The sequence below is a fragment of the Citrobacter sedlakii genome, from assembly GCF_018128425.1.
In the GTDB taxonomy this organism is placed as follows: Bacteria; Pseudomonadota; Gammaproteobacteria; order Enterobacterales; family Enterobacteriaceae; genus Citrobacter_A; species Citrobacter_A sedlakii.
The window spans coordinates 18977-38416 of record NZ_CP071070.1 but is presented as its reverse complement, the minus strand read 5'-3'; the positions used below and the strand labels follow the sequence as shown (position 1 = coordinate 38416).

At 57.1% G+C, this 19440-nt stretch carries 18 protein-coding genes; 5 read left to right on the top strand and 13 right to left on the bottom strand.

Going from position 1 to position 19440, the window contains the following annotated elements:
• Positions 1–147: 147 nt before the first annotated feature.
• The 7 genes from uhpT to ivbL form a co-directional block, all read right to left on the bottom strand.
• Complete coding sequence (gene uhpT / locus JY391_RS00175; RefSeq protein WP_211935056.1) at positions 148–1539, bottom strand: hexose-6-phosphate:phosphate antiporter UhpT; 1392 nt, start codon at positions 1537–1539, stop codon at positions 148–150.
• Between the two features lie 132 nt (positions 1540–1671).
• Positions 1672–3000, bottom strand: a complete 1329-nt coding sequence (locus JY391_RS00170; RefSeq protein ID WP_211935055.1) for an MFS transporter — start codon at positions 2998–3000, stop codon at positions 1672–1674.
• A gap of 9 nt (positions 3001–3009) precedes the next feature.
• Positions 3010–4512, bottom strand: a complete 1503-nt coding sequence (uhpB, locus tag JY391_RS00165; protein ID WP_211935054.1) for a signal transduction histidine-protein kinase/phosphatase UhpB — start codon at positions 4510–4512, stop codon at positions 3010–3012.
• Positions 4509–5102, bottom strand: coding sequence for a response regulator transcription factor UhpA (gene uhpA / locus JY391_RS00160; RefSeq protein WP_042287167.1), 594 nt, complete (start codon positions 5100–5102; stop codon positions 4509–4511). The genes uhpB and uhpA overlap by 4 nt, the downstream gene beginning before the upstream one ends.
• 77 nt (positions 5103–5179) lie before the next feature.
• Positions 5180–5470: an acetolactate synthase small subunit gene (ilvN, locus tag JY391_RS00155; RefSeq protein WP_012908032.1), complete on the bottom strand. Its 291-nt coding sequence runs from the start codon at positions 5468–5470 to the stop codon at positions 5180–5182.
• Between the two features lie 3 nt (positions 5471–5473).
• On the bottom strand, positions 5474–7168 hold the full coding sequence (gene ilvB / locus JY391_RS00150) for an acetolactate synthase large subunit (protein WP_211935053.1): 1695 nt from the start codon (positions 7166–7168) through the stop codon (positions 5474–5476).
• A gap of 105 nt (positions 7169–7273) precedes the next feature.
• A complete protein-coding gene (ivbL, locus tag JY391_RS00145) occupies positions 7274–7372 on the bottom strand; it encodes an ilvB operon leader peptide IvbL (RefSeq protein WP_042287173.1) in 99 nt (32 codons plus the stop codon).
• Between the two features lie 523 nt (positions 7373–7895).
• Between ivbL and tisB the strand changes: the two genes are divergently transcribed.
• The 3 genes from tisB to emrD all read left to right on the top strand — a co-directional run bounded on the left by tisB (position 7896) and on the right by emrD (position 10360).
• On the top strand, positions 7896–7985 hold the full coding sequence (gene tisB, locus JY391_RS00140) for a type I toxin-antitoxin system toxin TisB (RefSeq protein ID WP_042287176.1): 90 nt from the start codon (positions 7896–7898) through the stop codon (positions 7983–7985).
• A gap of 125 nt (positions 7986–8110) precedes the next feature.
• Positions 8111–8944 (top strand): EamA family transporter, encoded by an 834-nt coding sequence (locus JY391_RS00135; RefSeq protein ID WP_211935052.1) that lies wholly within the window; start codon positions 8111–8113, stop codon positions 8942–8944.
• A 231-nt stretch (positions 8945–9175) separates the two neighbouring features.
• Positions 9176–10360, top strand: a complete 1185-nt coding sequence (gene emrD, locus JY391_RS00130) for a multidrug efflux MFS transporter EmrD (RefSeq protein ID WP_042287181.1) — start codon at positions 9176–9178, stop codon at positions 10358–10360.
• A 16-nt stretch (positions 10361–10376) separates the two neighbouring features.
• On the opposite strand, the gene dsdC is transcribed toward emrD, so the two are convergent.
• Positions 10377–11306, bottom strand: coding sequence for a DNA-binding transcriptional regulator DsdC (gene dsdC / locus JY391_RS00125; protein WP_042287184.1), 930 nt, complete (start codon positions 11304–11306; stop codon positions 10377–10379).
• Positions 11307–11532: 226 nt separating this feature from the next.
• Between dsdC and dsdX the strand changes: the two genes are divergently transcribed.
• Positions 11533–12870 carry a D-serine transporter DsdX gene (dsdX, locus tag JY391_RS00120; RefSeq protein ID WP_042287186.1) on the top strand — a complete coding sequence of 446 codons (1338 nt, stop codon included), beginning with the start codon at positions 11533–11535 and terminating at the stop codon, positions 12868–12870.
• 17 nt (positions 12871–12887) lie between these two features.
• Positions 12888–14210, top strand: coding sequence for a D-serine ammonia-lyase (gene dsdA / locus JY391_RS00115; protein WP_200035972.1), 1323 nt, complete (start codon positions 12888–12890; stop codon positions 14208–14210).
• 52 nt (positions 14211–14262) lie between these two features.
• On the opposite strand, the gene JY391_RS00110 is transcribed toward dsdA, so the two are convergent.
• The 5 genes from JY391_RS00110 to JY391_RS00090 form a co-directional block, all read right to left on the bottom strand.
• Entirely contained in the window at positions 14263–15375 is a 1113-nt protein-coding gene (locus JY391_RS00110; RefSeq protein ID WP_211935051.1) for an anaerobic sulfatase maturase, read from the bottom strand.
• Entirely contained in the window at positions 15372–15734 is a 363-nt protein-coding gene (locus tag JY391_RS00105) for a DUF202 domain-containing protein (RefSeq protein WP_211935050.1), read from the bottom strand. The genes JY391_RS00110 and JY391_RS00105 overlap by 4 nt, the downstream gene beginning before the upstream one ends.
• Complete coding sequence (locus JY391_RS00100; RefSeq protein ID WP_042287198.1) at positions 15724–16071, bottom strand: YidH family protein; 348 nt, start codon at positions 16069–16071, stop codon at positions 15724–15726. Before JY391_RS00100 ends, JY391_RS00105 begins: the two co-directional genes overlap by 11 nt.
• 101 nt (positions 16072–16172) lie before the next feature.
• Positions 16173–17666 carry a sulfatase-like hydrolase/transferase gene (locus JY391_RS00095; RefSeq protein ID WP_211935049.1) on the bottom strand — a complete coding sequence of 498 codons (1494 nt, stop codon included), beginning with the start codon at positions 17664–17666 and terminating at the stop codon, positions 16173–16175.
• Positions 17663–19378, bottom strand: a complete 1716-nt coding sequence (locus JY391_RS00090) for a solute:sodium symporter family transporter (RefSeq protein WP_211935048.1) — start codon at positions 19376–19378, stop codon at positions 17663–17665. Before JY391_RS00090 ends, JY391_RS00095 begins: the two co-directional genes overlap by 4 nt.
• Between the last annotated feature and the right edge of the window lie 62 nt (positions 19379–19440).

Here is a 19440-nt window from a genome sequence, read left to right as displayed (position 1 = left end):
AATAAAGGTCAAAGGCTGCGCGAAAGGCGGCAGCAAAATAACACTGTAGAGCATCAGACGGAGCGGGTGTGTAAAGCGGGGTAAAGAGTGGAGTTCAGAACAAAAAAGCCCGGCATCACACACCGGGCAAAGAAGTTACCTGCACACTCAGGCTACTTTTAATTTCTGGGCACGATTTTCACGGCGGATCTTACGTTCTTCCAGCACCGCCACCATCGCCATCAGGACGATACAGCCAATCGCTGCCGCATCCAGCGCCGCGAAGGTGCCCGCCCAGCCGGTGAGGCCGAAAATCGGCGTGCCGTCGGCGATCATCCCCAGGCCCAGCTTGGCGAAGCTGTCGCCGATCAGGTAGGCGAAGGTGCCTTTGATCCCATCGGCGGCGCCGATCGCTTTTTTCGGTACGAAGCCAACCGCCGCCACGCCGATCAGCAGCTGCGGGCCAAAGACGAGGAAGCCGAGCGCAAACAGGGACGCCAGGTAGACATACTGGTTGCTGGCGTGCTGGTATACGCCGAGCGTGGCGATAATCAGCGCCAGCGCGATACACGCCACCAGCGCGCGACGGCCGTTGGCGAGATCCGAGAGCCAGCCCCACAGCAGCGTGCCGACCAGCGCGCCCACTTCGAACAGGGTAAAGCCCTGAATCGCCACCTCTTTCGAGAGCTTCAGCTCCTGGAAAGCATACACGGTTGACCACTGGTCGATACCGATGCGCACGACGTACAGGAAGATATTCGAGAAGCACAGCAGCCAGATCACTTTGTTTTTCAGCACGTATTCAACAAAGATCTGCCATTTGGACATCTCGTTCTCTTCGGTCTCTTTGTCCTCTTCGCTGATCTCCTCGCCGAACAACTCTTCGGCTTTGCCGAGACCGTAAGATTCCGGGGAGTCGCTGCCGAAGCGCAGGCCGATAAAGCCGACAATCAGGGCGATAACCGACGGAAAGATAAACATACCGATCACGTGGCCGTCGAACAGGACGTTCGCGCCGAACAGCGCCACGCCAGCCGCGCCCGCGCCGCCGAGGTTATGAGAGATGTTCCAGAAGCCAAGGAAGGTGCCGCGCTTGCGCCGCGGGGTCCATTTGGTGATGGTGGAGTAGCTGCACGACCCGCCGGTACTCTGGAAGAAACCGCTCAGGGCGTAGAAGGCGATCATCAGGAACAGGCTGACAGAGCCACTGCCCATGCTGGCGCTGAAGCCGAGCATACAGAGCGCCGAGAGGATCAGCATAAACGGCAGGAACTGCTTGGTATTCTTACCGTCAGCATAATAAGAAACCAGCGTTTTCCCCACCCCATAGGTGATGGAGAAGCCAAGGCCAATCATCCCCAGTTGCGTCATGCTCAGCCCGTAGGTCGAGATCATGTCGTTCTGGGCGATGTTAAAGTTTTTGCGGATCAGGTACATGGTCAGGTAGCCGATAAAGACCACCAGATAAGACTGCATGAACGGTTTGAACCACATCTTACGCCGCACATCGAGCGGCAGATCCAGGGTCGGCTTGCGCACCTGATTGAGGAAGGCCAGCATGGTTGGTTTACTCCTGAGCTGATTTTTACCGCATTGTAAAAATCAGCCGGGAGAGATGCCTGAGACAGCGTCCAGGTAAAACCGGGAAAATGTCTTAGTTTTGCGCCACTCGGCACCAAAAGGTGAAGCGCATCACGCTTCGCTGACCATGCGCGGCGCCTGTGCGTTTAAAAATGGCAGCAGCAAGAGTGCAGAAATGCCCGATGCCACGCTAATCACCACAAAGAATCCCGTCCAGTGCCAGATCTCCAGCACCTGCGCCAGCGGCCAGCCGGAGAGCGAGGCGCCAAGATAGGCAAACAGCCCGACAAAGCCGGTGGCCGCGCCCGCCGCCTCTTTGTGCGAACACTCCGCCGCCGCCATGCCGATTAGCATTTGTGGGCCAAAAACGAAAAAGCCCGTCGTGAAGAAGCACGCCGCCTGCATGACGTAGCTGGCGAACGGCATCAGCCACAGCGAGCCGACGGAAAGCAGGATCCCGGCGGCAAAAATGAGGTTCATCGGGCCACGGTTGCCATTGAACAGTTTGTCCGAGCCCCAGCCCGCCACCAGCGCGCCGATAAATCCGCCCAGCTCGAACATGGTCACCGCCGAGTTGGCGGTCACCAGATCCACATCCAGCGTCTCAGACATATACAGGTTGCCCCAGTCGTTGATGGCCGCGCGCACCACGTACACCAGTACATAACAGAGCGACAGCAGCCAGATGTACGGGTTAAGCAGCACGTATTTGGTGAGGATCGCTTTACGGTTAAGGCCTGCGCCCTCCTGCTGCTGGGCAATCTCCAGCGCATCGTGCCGCCAGTCGCCCACGGGCGGTAGACCCACGGCCTGGGGGCGGTCGCGCAGCCGCCAGCACAGCACAATGCCGACGGCAATCGCCATCGTTCCGGCAATCATCATCCCCGCCCGCCAACCGTAGTGCAGCGCGGTGGCGGCCATCACGATGGGGATCAGCGCGCCGCCGACGTTGTGTGCGGTATTCCAGATAGCCCACCAGCCGCCGCGCTCGTTGCGCGAGTACCAGGCGGTGAGCAAACGCGCACACACCGGCGCGCCCCATCCCTGGAAAAAGGCGTTCAGCGCCCACAGTAGCGCAAACGCCCACAGCGAGGAGGAAAAGCCGAAAAGAATATTCACCATGCCAGTGGCGATAAGTCCTGCCCCCATAAAGTATCTCGCGTTCGAGCGGTCGCTGACGACACCCGACACAAACTTCGACAGACCGTAGGTGATATAAAAGAGCGTCGCCAGCAGACCGATATCGCTGCGGGTCAGCACGCCGCTGGCGAGGATCTCCGGCACGGCGGCATTAAAGCTCTTACGGGTAAAATAAAACAGCGCATAGCCAAGCCAGATGGTTAACAGGATATGCCGTCGCCAGTAGCGGTAGCGGGCATCAATTTCCTGTTTATCGGTCATCAACGGCGCGCTGGCCGGGGCCTTTAAAAACTGAAACATCGCCGCTCCTTAGGCATAACGCTGCGGCAACGAAACGCTGACGCGCGTGCCGTGAGTACAGGAAATAGAGAGCGAACCGCCGAGCGCCGTCACGCGTTCCCGCATACCAGTCAGGCCAAATCCCTGCTGACCGGAGCCCGGCGGCAGGCCGCAGCCGTCATCTTCAATCACCAGCATCAGGCGCTCGTCATGCTGCCAGCCCTGTATCGTGACCGCGCTGGCGCTGGCATGTTTGACAATATTGTTCAGCCCTTCCTGACAGACGCGGAACAGCGTCACCCGCTGGCTTTCGCTGAGCGCAGACTCGTCTATCCGCCAGTCGAGATGGCTGATGATGCCGCGGCTTTCCAGCTCCATTTCACGCATCAAAGAACGTATGGCCTGTTCAAGCGTAAGATCGTCCAACTGACGCGGGCGCAGGCGCCCCAGCAGACAACGTACCGAATCGTACACGCCGAGCGACAGCTGTTCGATCAACTGCCCGCTCTGCTTCGCGCCGCCGTTATCTCCCGCCAGTCGCTGAACGATACCGGCCTGGGTGCGGATGGCGGTAACGGTCTGACCGATGTCATCGTGCAGCTCGCGCGCCACCTCCCGGCGTACGCTCTCTTCAGTTTCCAGCAGCCGTTCCGCCAGACGGTGATTGCGCGCCAGTTCGTTTTGCAGCGACTGGTTCAGCTCGCGCAAGCGTTGGATCCCTGCGCCAAGCAGCAGTCCGGTGAGGCTTTGCGCCAGCAGTGAAAGCAGTAAATCCACCGGATGATCGTGCCAGGTCTGGCTGGCGATCAGCGCGATGGCGTTCATCAGCGTCGCAATCAATGCTCCCTGCCAGCCGTAGTGCCAGGCCAGCGCGATGATCGGCAGCGCCAGACAAAACGGCGTGAAGCGCGATAATTCAGCGGGCAGACCAAGCTGTAGCCACAGGCTGACCACAAACAGCAGCAGATACCAGATGAGATGCCGGGCGCGCCAGTTTACCGGCTGCGAAACCAGCGCCGGACCAAGCGGCAGCCAGATGGCGCTGGTGAGATAATGCCAGAACACCAGACAGATGGGGGCCAGCGTTAAGCCGCCGGTGAGCGTCAGCAGCAGGGCGTTCCACGCCTGCTCTCCCTGCCCAAGCCAGGGCAAGGACTGCAACAGCGCCGCTGCGGTGAGAGCGGCCCCCTGTAGCAACAATGTGCGCCAGTCGCGCTGGTGACGGTAACGGGAGATCAGCGCCACCGGTATCAGCGTTAGCGCACTGCCGATCATCAATAATATCGGGTGCGCCAGCGCCACTTCCTGCGCCAGCCAGAGAACCAGCAGCCACTCCGCGCCAAGCAGCACCGGCCAGTAGCCGCGCGGGCATTGCAACATCAACCCCAGGCGCAGGCCGAAGGGGAACAGCAGCACCGCCAGCTCAGGGCGCTCCACCAGATGCAGGCTGATGCTCCACAGGCAAAACCAGGCGGCGGAGAAAATAAAAAAGCAGGCGATTACGGTGATAAATCGGGAAAGATGCGTGTTCATTGCCAGCCGTCAAACATTCTGCGCGCCAGCTCAACGTCATTGTTGACGCCCAGTTTTTCCATCAGATTCGCGCGATGCACGTGCACCGTTTTAGGCGAGAGGCCCAGCTCGGCGGCAATCTCTTTGACCGCCATCCCTTGCGCCAGTTTTTCCGCCACCTGACGCTCGCGTTTTGTCAGCGGATCCTGCCTGCCCGCAGCCAGCTTGATGGCGATATCCGGGGTCAGATAGCAGCCGCCGGTCGCAACCGTATGCACAGCGGCAATCAGCTCGTCCGGGCTGCAACGTTTGGAAAGAAATCCCCGTGCGCCGGCGTTTAGCGCCTGCTCCACCAGCGCCGGGCTGTCATGTACCGAAAGCATGATGGTCGCCATGCCTTTTGGCAGTTGACTCAGCAACGCCAGCCCGGAAACGTCAGGCATTGAGATGTCGCAGATACACACCTGCACGCCGCGCCCCGGCAGGCCAGCAAGCGCCTCACGCCCGGAACCAAACTCAGCCACCACCTGAAAATCAGGCTCAAGGTTCAGAAGCTGGGCGAATCCAGAGCGGACGATAAGATGGTCGTCGATAAGGGCGATGGTGGTCATGGCGCGTTCCTGGCGGGCGGATAAAAAAACGCGCTTACCTTAACGATAAGCGCGCGGGTGTTCAAGCAATGAGCGATTTATTCGAAGAATACCGCAATTTTGTTAAACATGGTGGGATCGGACTGGTTGCGCACCACTTTCGCCACATCTTCTAGCTTGTCGATCTGGGCGATCATCTGCTCAAGACGTTGATCATCGTTCACCAGTAGCCAGATGCGGCTTTGGTCGCTGCCCTGAATCGGCAGGCAGAGGATCCCTTCCACGTTAAACGCGCGACGGGCGAACAACCCACAGACGTGCGTCATAACGCCGGGATGGTTACGGACGGTGAGTTCCAGAATAACGTTTTCATGTGATTGTTTCTGCATGGCTTATTCCCCCACCATCTCAGTATTGGCCGCGCCCGGCGGTACCATCGGATACACTTTTTCTTCTGCATCAATACGCACGTGGATCAGCGCCGGACCCGGACGGCTGATAATCGCCTGCAGCGCCGCCTGCGGGTCGGCTTCGTTATTTAAATCGCAGGTTTCCAGACCAAACCCGGCGGCAATCTGCATAAAGTTAATCATTCCCGGATAAGTGGCGGCAAACACACCCTGCTTGTAAAACAGGCTCTGCTGCTGATGCACCAGCCCCAGCGCTTCGTTATTCATCAGGATGATTTTCACATCCAGTTGGTTTTCGCTGGCGGTCGCCATCTCCTGAATGTTCATCATCAGGCTACCGTCGCCGGAGAAGCACAGCACTTTTTTGTCCGGGTTCGCCAGCGCCGCGCCAATCGCCGCGGGCAGGCCAAAGCCCATGGTGCCCAGACCGCCGGAGGTCAGCCACTGGCGCGGACGGTTCAGCGGATAGGCCTGCGCCGCCCACATCTGGTGCTGCCCCACATCGGTGGTAATAATCGCGTTGTCATCCACGCAGGCGGCTACGGCGTTAATCAACCCGTAGTGGCTGAGCGGATCGCTTTCCTGCGGAATGGTACACGGGAACTCGCGCTGCAGATCGCGCACCAGTTGATGCCACTCCGTGCGCGGCTGCGCCTCAATCTGCGGAATTAACTGTGACAGCACCTCGTCCACGTCCGCCTGAATAGCCACGTGCGGCTGCTTGATTTTGCCCAGCTCGGCGCGGTCGATATCCACGTGAATAATTCTGGCGTTCGGGCAGAACTGTTCGGTTTTGCCAATCGCCCGGTCATCAAAACGCGCGCCCAGCACCACCAGCAGATCTGCCTCCTGCAGGATGTAGTTGGTACTGCGCGCGCCGTGCATCCCCAGCATACCCAGCGACAACGGATGCGCCTTCGGCAACATGCCCAGCGCCATCAGCGTCATGGTGGTCGGCAACTGCGCTTTTTCCGCCAGTTGGCGTACCCGCTCAGGGGCGTTAATCACGCCGCCGCCGAGATACAGCACCGGACGCTTCGCCGCGTTAATCATTGCCGCCGCGTCGCGCACGCTCTGCTCGCTAAAGGCTGGCGCCGCCATTTTCTCCGCCGGAGCCGGCATCGCGTCGATCTCAAAAACTGCGGTCTGGACGTCCTTAGGTATGTCTATCCACACCGGGCCAGGACGACCTGACTGAGCAAGGCGAAAGGCGTCGCTCATCACCTGCGGTAATTCATCGATATGTCTGACCAGATAGTTGTGTTTTGTGATGGGGATAGAAATGCCGTAGGTGTCGACTTCCTGGAAGGCGTCGGTGCCAATCATCGACGCCGGAACCTGGCCGGTGATGCAAACCAGCGGGATAGAGTCCAGACGCGCATCGGCGATAGCGGTCACCAGGTTGGTTGCGCCAGGCCCGCTACAGGCCATACAAACGGCGGGTTTGCCGTCGGTACGCGCCATGCCCTGGGCGATAAATCCCGCCCCTTGCTCATGACGCGCCAGAATATGACGAATTTGCGTACTCTGGCTTAAGGCGTCGTAGACGGGGAGTATCGACCCGCCGGGAATACCGGTGACAATCTGAATACCCTGTCGCTCCAGAAAATGTACGATAAATTCCGCGCCGGTGAAGCGCTTACGCGTGGATGTTGCTGTTGTGCCCGAACTTGCCATGCTCCAGTCCTTTTTTCTTGGCCGGGGCGCCGGGCAGGTCTCTAAACGAAAAACCCCGCCCGGTTTGCGCCGGCGGGGTTTTGGAATCGTGTGTTGTTCCGGACCCTACGGCGCATTGCCGACGACCACCACCACACGCACGACGACCGCTGCGCGAGATGGCGCAGTGTTTAGTAGGGTCGCAGTCAGCATGAAAGGGGTCATTAGGGGCCTTGTCTGTTTATTCATTAACTGGATTTATACAAGCACAGCTTTTTAAGCGAGACAATGGAAAAAATTTCATCTGCATGAAAATGCGTCAACGATCACGTTTCAGGGAAAAAAACGCTAAAAACAAAAAACCCCGCCGGAGCGAGGTTTTTTCAGCGTTATGCGGTTGGTGACCGCAAAGCACACTGTGTTATGTCAACAGCAAAAGTATACGCGTTCTGTGAGGAACACGCAATTTCGGCGCGAATTTTGACGTTTTTGAGTATGGATCAGAAGATTAAATCTGTCCATAAATTACTGTTCATCCATACAGTATTTATCTATAATAACTCAGTACACAGTGTGTCAGGTGGGGCCGCATCGTTAACCGGCGCAATGAAGTCCTGGCTGAAACGGGTGGTGCCGTCAGCGCCTTAACCCCCCAGAGAGCACACTGTGTTATGTCAACGAAGGTGCTGGCAACAGGCGGCGGAAAGGCACGTCAGCACCGTGCTCCTTTTACCATAAGGAGACGCGTATGAGCCTCGTGGATATCACCATTCTTATCCTGAAACTCATTGTTGCAGTTATGCAACTGCTTGATGCCGTTCTGAAATATTACAAGTAATTCAGATTCAAGTCGCACCAAAGGGGAGCGGGCAACCGCTCCCCTTTCACATGGCGCGTTCCCCGGATGCGTGCGTCCGCTGGTTATGTTACGTTTTTATGACACTCCCTGACGATGCCTGAGCCATGACCCTTTCCGTTTTCTGTATTTTGCTGTTCGCCGCACTGCTGCATGCCAGCTGGAACGCCATCGTGAAAGCCGGAAACGATAAGCTGTATGCCGCTATCAGCGTCAGCGGATCGGCCGCCATCATGGCGTTAATCTTCCTGCCTTTCGCGCCGCAGCCCTCAAGCGCCAGCATCCCGTTTTTAGCCGCTTCAACCGCCCTGCAGGTCATTTACACCGTGCTGGTCGCGCGGACGTATCAGGTTTCGGACATGAGCCAAACCTACCCGCTGATGCGCGGCACTGCGCCGTTACTGGTCGCGGTTATCAGCGTGTTGTTTCTGGGGGACAGTCTGTCGTTACTGGCGTGGACGGGTATTGCGGTGATCTGCCTGGCAATCCTCGGCATGGCTTTTAACGGTCGCGCCAGCTCGCAGCAGGGCATTGTGCTCGCACTGATTAACGCCTGTTTCATTGCCGGATACACGCTGGTAGACGGTACCGGCGTCAGGCTGTCGGAAACCGCGCTGGGCTATACGCTGTGGACCTTTTTCCTCAACGGTTCGTGTCTGCTCGGCTGGGCAATGCTTGCCCGGCGTCGCGAAGCGTCGCGCTATCTGGCACAGCACTGGAAAAAAGGGATTTTTGGCGGTATCGGCACCATGGGTTCCTATGGCCTGGCGCTGTGGGCAATGACCCAGGCGCCGCTGGCGGTGGTCGCCGCGCTGCGGGAAACCTCCATTCTGTTTGGCGCGCTGATCGCCTGGCTTCTGCTGAAAGAGCGAGTCGCCGGACTGCGACTGGTAGCCGCCGGAGGCATTGCCGCCGGGGCGATTTTACTGCGCCTGTCATGAGGCGTGACAGGCGCGTGGCGGCGCTTACGCCTTATCCGACAGCGATGTAACCTGATGCATTCCGGCAACATTTATTGCCGCTATTTGTTTACATTTCCTGCCGTTCAGCTGTTTTTCATTCCTGCCTGCTCACTGGCCTTCTGCGTTTTGTGTGGTAGATTTCACTCGCATTTATGGGAATGCACAGCACCTTATTCTTATTTTTTCTCTTTTTGAAAAGTAATCAGCGAAATGAAAAGGCAGAGAAGCGTCAATTTGTTGTTGATGTTGGTACTACTTGTGGCGGTAGGTCAGATGGCGCAAACCATTTATATCCCCGCCATCGCCGATATGGCGCGAGATCTGAACGTCCGGGAAGGGGCCGTTCAGAGCGTAATGGCGGCCTATCTTCTGACTTACGGTGTGTCGCAACTGATCTATGGTCCCCTGTCTGACCGTGTGGGCCGTCGCCCGGTGATCCTCGTCGGGATGTCCATTTTTATGCTCGCCACCCTTGTTGCCATTACCACCCATAGCCTGACGGTACTCATTGCCGCCAGCGCGCTACAGGGGATGGGTACCGGCGTCGGCGGCGTGATGGCGCGTACCCTGCCGCGTGACCTGTACGAAGGCACGCAACTGCGCCACGCCAACAGTCTGCTGAATATGGGGATTCTGGTCAGCCCGCTGCTGGCTCCCCTGCTCGGCGGCCTGCTGGATACAATGTGGAACTGGCGCGCCTGTTACGTTTTCCTGCTGGTGCTTTGCGCGGGCGTCACCTTCAGCATGGCGCGCTGGATGCCGGAAACGCGCCCGGCGGGTGCGCCACGCACGCGACTTATCGTCAGCTATAAAACCCTGTTCGGCAACGGCGCATTTAACTGTTATCTGCTGATGCTGATTGGCGGTCTGGCCGGGATTGCGGTATTTGAAGCCTGTTCCGGCGTGCTGATGGGCGCCGTACTCGGCCTGAACAGCATGGTGGTCAGCATTCTGTTTATCCTGCCGATTCCGGCGGCGTTTTTCGGCGCTTGGTTTGCCGGTCGGCCGAATAAGCGCTTTTCCACACTGATGTGGCAGTCAGTGATTAGCTGTCTGCTGGCGGGACTGATGATGTGGGTCCCCGGCTGGTTCGGCGTGATGAATGTCTGGACGCTGTTGATCCCCGCTGCGCTGTTTTTCTTTGGCGCAGGAATGCTGTTCCCGCTGGCGACCAGCGGCGCAATGGAGCCGTTTCCGTTTCTCGCCGGGACGGCGGGCGCGCTGGTCGGCGGCCTGCAAAATATCGGCTCCGGCGTGCTGGCCTGGCTTTCGGCGATGCTGCCGCAAACCGGCCAGGGCAGTCTCGGTCTGTTAATGTCTTTGATGGGACTGCTGATTTTACTTTGCTGGTTGCCGCTGGCGTCCCGCCTGTCGCATCAGGGACAGGCCATTTAACCCTGGCAGGCCGGGCTTAGCGTCCGGCCTGTTCGTGTAACCAGCCGATAAACGCCTCGATTTTCGGCCACTGCCTGCCGGGCAGCGTTGTCATGTAATAATGTTGATGACAGGTTAAGGCCATTTCACCGAATGGGGCGACCAGCTCACCACTCTCCAGACGTTTCTGCACCAGCCGCTTACGCCCCATCGCCACGCCAATATGATTCATTGCGGCAATCACCGCTAAATCCGAACGATCGAAGCCAATCCCTGACGATTGCGGTAAATTCACCTCAAAATGCTGCGCCCAGCTGTACCACTCGTCGGTTCCCGAATCGTTGCTCCACGCCTGACGATCGTGCAGCAACGTACAGTGACGCAGATTTGCCAGCCGTCCCTCCAACGCGAAACGGCGCGCATAGTCCGGGCTGCAGACCGGCAGAATGGCCTCATCCATTAAAAAATGGTGCGCCAACTGTGCAGACGGCGCGTCGTCGAAGTAGATCGCCAGGTCAACCCCGGCCCGCTGTAAATTGACGTTGTCGTTTCCGGTCAGGATCGTCAGGGAAATGGAGGGATAACGTCGGGTAAAGTCGCCCAGCGCAGGTACCAGCCAGCATTGCGCAATGGATGGTCGCGAATAGACGGTAAGGGTCCCGGACAGTTCCTGATTCTTAATATCGAGTATTTCCTGGTTCAGCGTATCCAGTGATGACTTCAGCGCCCAGAATACCCGCTTGCCTTCATGGGTCAGCTCAACCTTACGGTGCGACCGCACGAACAGCTGAATCCCCAGTTCCTCTTCCAGTTGGTTAATGCGATGGCTGATGGCGCTCGGCGTGAGCGAGAGTTCGTCGGCCGCCAGGGCAAACGACTGATGCCGGGCCGCCACTTCGAAAGTGTAGAGTTTAGAGAGCTGCCAGCCGTTCAGTAGCTGGTTGCGTACGTCGCGAACAGGTTCCATCGATGCCTCAGTAAAAACAATCCCTGACAAAGTGTAAAAAATCGCGCGCAAAAATTCAGCACTAAGATGAACTACAGTGAATCAGATCGCAATTACGCCTCTTTTTTCGACATATATCACCTGTTTGGTTCAATCTGGTTCATGTGAAAGCGTATTTATATCGTTTGTCAGCGCGTGCTGTTTTTTCGTCCAATGGAAGCAGGTAAATCACAGGGCAAGGTGAGATATGCACTCTCAAATCTGGGTTGTGAGCACGCTGCTGGTAAGCATCGTGTTAATTGTATTGACCATCGTGAAATTCAAATTCCACCCGTTTCTGGCGCTGTTGCTCGCCAGCTTCTTCGTGGGAACCATGATGGGCATGGGACCGCTGGACATGGTCAATGCCGTTGAAAGCGGGATCGGCGGTACGCTGGGCTTCCTCGCCGCAGTTATCGGGCTTGGCACCATTCTTGGCAAAATGATGGAAGTTTCCGGCGCGGCGGAACGCATCGGGTTGACGCTCCAGCGTTGCCGCTGGCTCTCCGCCGACGTCATTATGGTGCTGGTGGGGCTGATCTGCGGGATCACCCTGTTTGTGGAAGTGGGCGTGGTGCTGCTCATTCCGCTGGCGTTCTCTATTGCGAAGAAAACCAATACCTCGCTGCTTAAGCTCGCCATTCCTCTTTGTACCGCGCTGATGGCCGTCCACTGCGTGGTGCCGCCGCACCCGGCTGCCCTGTTTGTGGCGAATAAACTGGGCGCGGATATCGGTTCGGTGATCGTTTACGGCCTGCTGGTAGGGTTGATGGCGTCGCTGGTTGGCGGGCCGCTGTTCCTGAAGTTTCTCGGCAACCGCCTGCCGTTTAAGGCAGTACCGGCCGAGTTTTCCGACCTTAAGGTGCGCGAAGAAAGTACGCTGCCGTCTTTAGGCGCAACGCTGTTTACCGTGTTGCTGCCCATTGGCCTGATGCTGCTGAAAACCGTCGCAGAGTTAAACATGGCCAAAGGCAGCACGTTGTATACGCTGCTGGAGTTTATCGGCAACCCAATTACCGCCATGTTCATCGCCGTCTTTGTGGCTTATTACATTCTTGGCCTGCGCCAGCAGATGAGCATGGGCACGATGTTGACCCACACCGAAAACGGCTTCGGTTCGATTGCCAATATCCTGCTGATTATCGGTGCTGGCGGCGCGTTTAACGCGATCCTTAAAAGTAGCGGACTGGCGGATACGCTGGCGGTGATCCTCTCGAACATGGATATGCATCCGATCCTGCTGGCCTGGCTGGTGGCGTTGATTCTTCATGCCGCGGTCGGTTCCGCCACCGTCGCGATGATGGGGGCAACGGCGATTGTCGCCCCGATGCTGCCGCTCTATCCCAACGTAAGTCCTGAGATCATCGCCATTGCCATCGGTTCCGGCGCCATTGGCTGCACGATCGTGACCGATTCCCTCTTCTGGCTGGTGAAGCAGTATTGTGGCGCAACGCTGAATGAAACGTTCAAATACTATACGACCGCGACATTTATCGCCTCGGTCATTGCGCTGGCCTGCACATTCCTGCTTTCCTTTATCATCTGAATGCAAAGAGACGTACTATGGAAAACATTCAACAACTCATGACCCGTTATCCCCTGGTAGAGGATCTGGTGGCGCTGAAAGAAACCACCTGGTTTAACCCTGCCACGACCTCTCTTGCAGAAGGTTTACCTTACGTGGGGTTAACGGAAGCCGACGTTAAAGGTGCGCACGCCCGGCTGGCCCGCTTTGCGCCGTATCTCGCTAAAGCCTTTCCGGAAACCGCTGTTAGCGGCGGGATTATTGAATCTGACGTGGTGGCAATTCCGGCAATGCAACAACGGCTGGAAAAAGAGTATGGACAGGCCATCAGCGGCGAAATCTTGCTCAAAAAAGACAGTCATCTGCCAATCTCCGGCTCCATTAAAGCCCGCGGCGGCATTTATGAAGTGCTGACTCACGCAGAGAAACTGGCGCTGGAAGCCGGTCTGTTGACCACCGAAGATGATTACAGCGCGCTTCTCAGTCCGGAGTTCAAAGCCTTTTTCAGCCAGTACAGTATTGCGGTAGGTTCAACAGGCAATCTCGGGCTGTCGATCGGTATTATGAGCGCCCGCATCGGCTTTAAGGTCACCGTGCATATGTCCGCTGACGCCCGCGCGTGGAAAAAGGCTAAACTGCGCAGCCACGGCGTTACCGTGGTTGAGTATGAAGAGGATTACGGCGTGGCGGTGGAGCAGGGGCGCAAGGCGGCGGAGGCCGACCCGAACTGCTTCTTTATCGACGATGAAAACTCGCGCACGCTGTTTTTAGGCTATGCGGTGGCCGGGCAGCGTCTGAAGGCGCAGTTTGAAAAACAGGGGCGGGTGGTGGACGCCGCGCATCCGCTGTTTGTCTATCTGCCGTGCGGCGTGGGCGGCGGTCCTGGCGGGGTGGCGTTTGGTCTTAAACTGGCCTTCGGCGACCATGTTCACTGCTTTTTCGCCGAACCAACCCATTCGCCGTGTATGCTGCTCGGCGTGTATACCGGCCTGCATGACGCGCTCTCGGTGCAGGACATTGGGATTGATAACGTGACCGCCGCTGACGGGCTGGCCGTGGGACGCGCCTCAGGATTTGTTGGCCGGGCCATGGAGCGCCTGCTGGACGGGCTATATACCCTCGACGATCAGACCATGTACGACATGCTGGGCTGGCTGGCGCAGGAAGAAAATATCCGTCTGGAACCGTCAGCACTGGCGGGTATGGCCGGGCCGCAGCGCGTTTGCGCCTCGGCGGACTACTCGCGAATGCACCGTTTTACGCCGTCTCAGCTCGCCAGCGCGACGCATGTGGTCTGGGCAACCGGCGGCGGCATGGTGCCGGAAGCGGAAATGGCGCAATACCTTGCGAAAGGGCGTTAGTTTCCTGTTGAAACAGGCCGGATGGCGCAGTGCGTAACCGGTCTGCCGCCACTTAGCGCAGCATCGCCATCAGTTCCATCGGTGAGCGATGCCTTTTAATGAGGTCGCGCATCACCCGCATATATGGCGCAGTATGGGAAAAAAAGGCTCTGTAGCCCGCGCACAGCGGGCTTTTTCCTGAGGCATCCCGATGTTTAGGGCAGTCGCCATGGCAGAATTTTAGCCAGACGCAGCGCTGACAGGTTGCGGTCAGGGTGGTGTTTTTACTGCGACCAAATGCCTCCACCTGCGGCATCTCATTGATGACTTTCAATAACGTGTGATGAATATTACCTAACAGATACTGCGGATAAACGTAATGGTCGCACTGATACAGATCGCCATTCGCCTCCAGCGCAAACGCATGACCGCAGGTTTTACTTAACGCACACATCTGTGACGGGTAGCCGCACCATACGCCCAGCGTCGAATCGAAAAGCTGGACATAGACGCGGCCAATATCTTCCCGCACCCAGAGGTCAAACACGCGGCTCAAAAAATCCCCCCACGCCCGCGGCTCGACGGACTCTGCGCTCAACGCGCCGGTTTCGTCATATTCCATCAACGGAATAAACTGCAAAAACGGCGTGCCGAGCTGACGAAGATAGCGATACATTTCCTCCGGCTGCTGGCTGTTCAGCCGATTGACCACCACCAACAGGTTGAACGCGACGCGATGCGCGACAAGCTTCTCCAGTGCGTTGATGACGTTATGATGGGTTGGGCGCCCGCTTCGGCTCACGCGATACGCGTCGTGCAGCGCCGCCGGACCATCCAGCGACAGTCCAACCAGCCAGCCGTTGTCATGCAGAAAACGACACCAGTCGTCATTAAGTACTATGCCATTTGTCTGGAAGGCGTTGCGGATCTGTTTCCCCTCGCCGTACTGTTTTTGTAAGGCAACGACGCGGTGGAAAAAATCCAGGCCACAAAGGGTCGGTTCGCCGCCCTGCCAGGCAAACAGCACCTCCGGCCCCGGCTGCGCAGCAATATGTTGCTGGATAAACGCCGTGAGCGTGGCGTCATCCATCACTGGCTGGGTGGGTTTATCGATATAAAAACAGTAACGACAATCAAGGTTACAACGTGAACTGGCCGGCTTGGCCATGACCTGACATCCTGTCATGCGAAATTCCCGATAAAGGCAATAAGTTGGCGAATGTGCGTAACAGCAAACAGTATTGCGAGGGATAACACCGCGAGGGAGATCATAAATTTGTCACGCAATGCTCTGGATTGCGAAAAATCCGGGTGCGTCACGTCCATCAAGTTACGATTCAGGGTGTAGCGCCAGAGGATAATCGCGACTACCGCCAGCACCACGATGGAGACCCAGAACAGAAATCCGGCCTGATGCCAGTTGTGTTTGACCGCCAGCGCCATCAACGCGCCATAGCCCAGCAGTGTCCGAAACCAGGCCAGCGACGTGCGTTCAGGCTGTAACCCGGGGTCGGCAATCCGCCGCGCTTTCCGGCTATCCGGCATACAGCACCAGCGCGATGACGATCGCCGCCACAACCATCAAAATCAGGCTGATAATCAGCAAGCTATGCGTGTAGGGTAGATCTTCTTTCAGGCGCATCGCCTTTTCGTTACGTAGCCAGCGAAGATAGCCGTAAATCGCCAGACCGCCCGAAAACAGGCACAGCAGTAGCGCCAACAGTTCACGAATCACCGGCGTGGCGAAATCCGGCGCGAGCTGGTCGAGACCGACGCCTGCCGCCAGAAAACCCAGCGCGGTGCGGATCCACGCCAGAAATGTACGCTCGTTTGCCAGCGAGAAGCGGTAGTCCGGCGCTTCTCCAAGGCGGGAAATCTTCATCAGGACTCCTTTTCATCAATATTGCCTGGCGCCGGGGCGGCTGACGCCTTATTCGGCCTACGGGTATGCGGAAACGCAGGCCGGGCAAGCAAACATTGTAGTCAGAACTTCTGTTTTTTCTCCTCCACTTTCACGCCCTGAGTGGGCAAACCGGTATCGTAATCACGTACAACCGGCGAATAACCGTCTTCAGGACGCGGGCGGAAAGCGCCCATCCAGCGCGGCTGCGCGTCTTTGCGCCACGGGCGCAGACTCCACTGGTACGTTCGAAACGGATCGCGGATTTTGTCCATATAATCCAGTAGCGCATCGTGCATCGTGTTGCGAACCTCGGTGAACCCGGGGTCATCGATCAGGTTATTTAACTCATCCGCATCGTTTTTCCGGTCATAGAGTTCATCAGTAGTGAACAGGTTAAGCACCAGCTTGTATTCCTCCGTCACCCAGCAGCGCACCGGAATAAACCCGCCAAAGCTGTCGTGTTCAATTTCGTAGCGGTTGAACTCCACCATCACGCCGCGCGGCGAATGCGCGGCCAGAATATTTTCACCCGGCAGAATATCCGGCTTATCCATACCCGCCAGCGCCATCAGGGTCGGCAGCAGATCGATATGGCTGACCGGCGTATCCACCTGGCGGCGCTCGCCCTGTGGCGAACGGATGATCAGCGGTATGCGCGTGATGTCATCGTACATCGCCGCCCCTTTACTGATCAGCCGATGCGCGCCCATCATTTCGCCATGATCGGACGTGTAGATCACCCAGGTATTTTCCCTTTGCTCCGGCGTTAAAGCATTAATGACCCGTCCGATCTGATCGTCAACAAAGTCGTTGCAGGCAAAATAGAGCGGATGATGATAGCGCCCGTCTTCGCCCACCGGCGAGGGCATCGCCTGGGACCACAAGCGATGATGTTCAGGCTTGTTTGCCAGCGTATCGCGCGCTTTCGCCCCCAGTTCGTAATAAAAATCCTGATATTTCTGCAAATACGCTACCGGGCAGGTAAACGGATGGTGCGGTTCGTCGTAGGAGACAACCATCAAAAATGGCTCGTCAGCGCGGGCGGGCTGGTGAAGAAAATCCACCGCCCGGTTGCTGATGCGATACGCCCAGGTAAACGTCTCATCAATGTTGTTGGCCTGTAAATCGTCTATGCTGTTCAGGCCGTTACGCCACAAGGCGATCTCTTTCTCACTCAGTTCCGCCAGGTAATTCGCCCCGTCGTACCAGTAGTCAGCGTCCCATTCCGGCGGGCATTCGCCAGTCCCAAAATAGTCGTGCCCGTCAAGGTGCCATTTCCCGATATAACAGGTGTGGTAGCCCGCATCTTTAAAATAACGCCCCATCGTGGAGATATTTTTCCCCGGCGCGACATTGTTCGTCCACGGTCCGGACTGATTGGCGTAGATGCCGGTAAACAGTCCCGCGCGGGCGGGCGTGCACACCGGCGAACAGGTAAAGGCGGAATTGAAGCGGATACCTTCGGCGGCCAGCTGGTCAATATGATGCGTGTTCAGCGGCTTACCGCTGTAACACCCAACCATATTGGTTGCCTGAGTGTCGGTCATGATGAACAGAAAGTTAGGCCGGGTCATGCGTTTTCCTTAGCGTCAGGGACACAGGTCGCAGCGGCAGAACGGCGGGTCTGCCAACTGCTGTAGATCAAATAAAAAATGACCAGCGCTGTTATGCCGTAACTGAGAATGGTCAGCCAGCGGGTAGAATAACCACCAAACTGCGCGAGGCCGGAATAGACGCCAATCATGGCGGACAGGATGCCAACGGAGGCGATCTTCGCGTTTTTCCACGGCTGCATGTCCACCGCAAACGCGTCCTGAAACCTGAACGGCGTGGCGCGCGGTTTGATCGCGCCGATGATGAGCATGACGAAAACATTGATGCAGAAGGTACAGGCCAGGACATAGAGGAAGTGAAAATCAAACTTCACCAGATAGTTGATGGTGATATAACTGACAATTCCCAGCGCCATCGCCACTTTTGCCGCCAGGGCAGGAATCCGCGGGAAGAAAAAGCCCATGATAATAATCGTCACCAGCGGTACGTTATAGATGCCGTTAAGCTGTTTCATCCAGCTGTAAAGCCCTTCCGGCGCGTTGGCGATCCACGGCGCCACCAGAACGGAAATAATGGCGATGAAGAAGCCGAATTTACGTCCGACGCGCACAAGCTGGTCTGGTTGCGCCTGCGGGTTGATGATGCGGCGATAAATGCCCATGCTGAATAACGTGCTGGCGCTATTAAGAAAACCGTTGAAGGTGCTGATCACCGCACCAAATAATACCGCGCCAAAAAAGCCCACCAGCGGAACCGGCAACACATTATTCACCAGCGTCGGGTACGCCATATCCGCTTTAGGTAAATCCTGATACAGGTGAAACGCAATCAATCCCGGCAATACCAGCACCAGCGGGTCGAGCATTTTCAGTACGGCGGTTAATAGCGCCCCTTTTTGCCCTTCCGCCAGGCTTTTCGACGCCAGCGTGCGCTGCACAATGCCCTGATTTGTGCACCAGTAAAAAGTGTTTACCAGAATCAGGCCGGTAAACGCCGCGCCAATGGGCAACGGATCGTTCGCCCCGCCAATGGAGTTTAATTTTTCCGCATGCACGGTAGTGAGCTGTTCAATACCCTGTAAAAAACTGCCTTTCCCCATGGCCATTAAGCCAAATATGGGCACTAACAGGCCGCCAATCACCAGACCGATACCGTTGATAGAGTCGGCCACCGCCATTGCCCGCAGACCGCCGATAACCGCGTAAATAATCCCCGCCAGCCCGAGTAAAATAACCAACAGCCAGATCGCCGCGCCGTGGGATATTTGCAGCGATTCGCTGATATGAAACAGGCTGTTTAACGCCAGCGCGCCGGAATACAACACGATCGGCAGAAAACAGACGCCAGTCGCAATCAGAAAACAGAAGTCAATAATAATGCGCGTCGTTTTGTCATAGCGCTCTTCAAGAAAATCAGGAATGGTCGCGATGCCGCGCTGGAGATAACGCGGCAGGAAGATCAGCGCGAGGAAAATTAAGGTAACAGCGGACGTCACTTCCCATCCCATGACCGACATCCCGCCCTTGTACGCCTGGCCAGAAAGGCCCACCAACTGTTCGGTGGACAGGTTGGTCAGCATTAACGACGCGGCGATAACCGGCGCTTTCAGTGAACGCCCCGCCAGAAAATATCCCTGTTGCGAACCGGTATCCGTTTTGCGTACTTTCCACCAGGTGATCGCCGCCACCAACAGCGTAAAGCCGACAAAGCTCATAATTTGTAGCGTATTCATCTCTTAGCCCTTTTAGTGTTTATGTCCCGGCGCGCTCGGTGTAGGGAAGAGCAATAACAGGC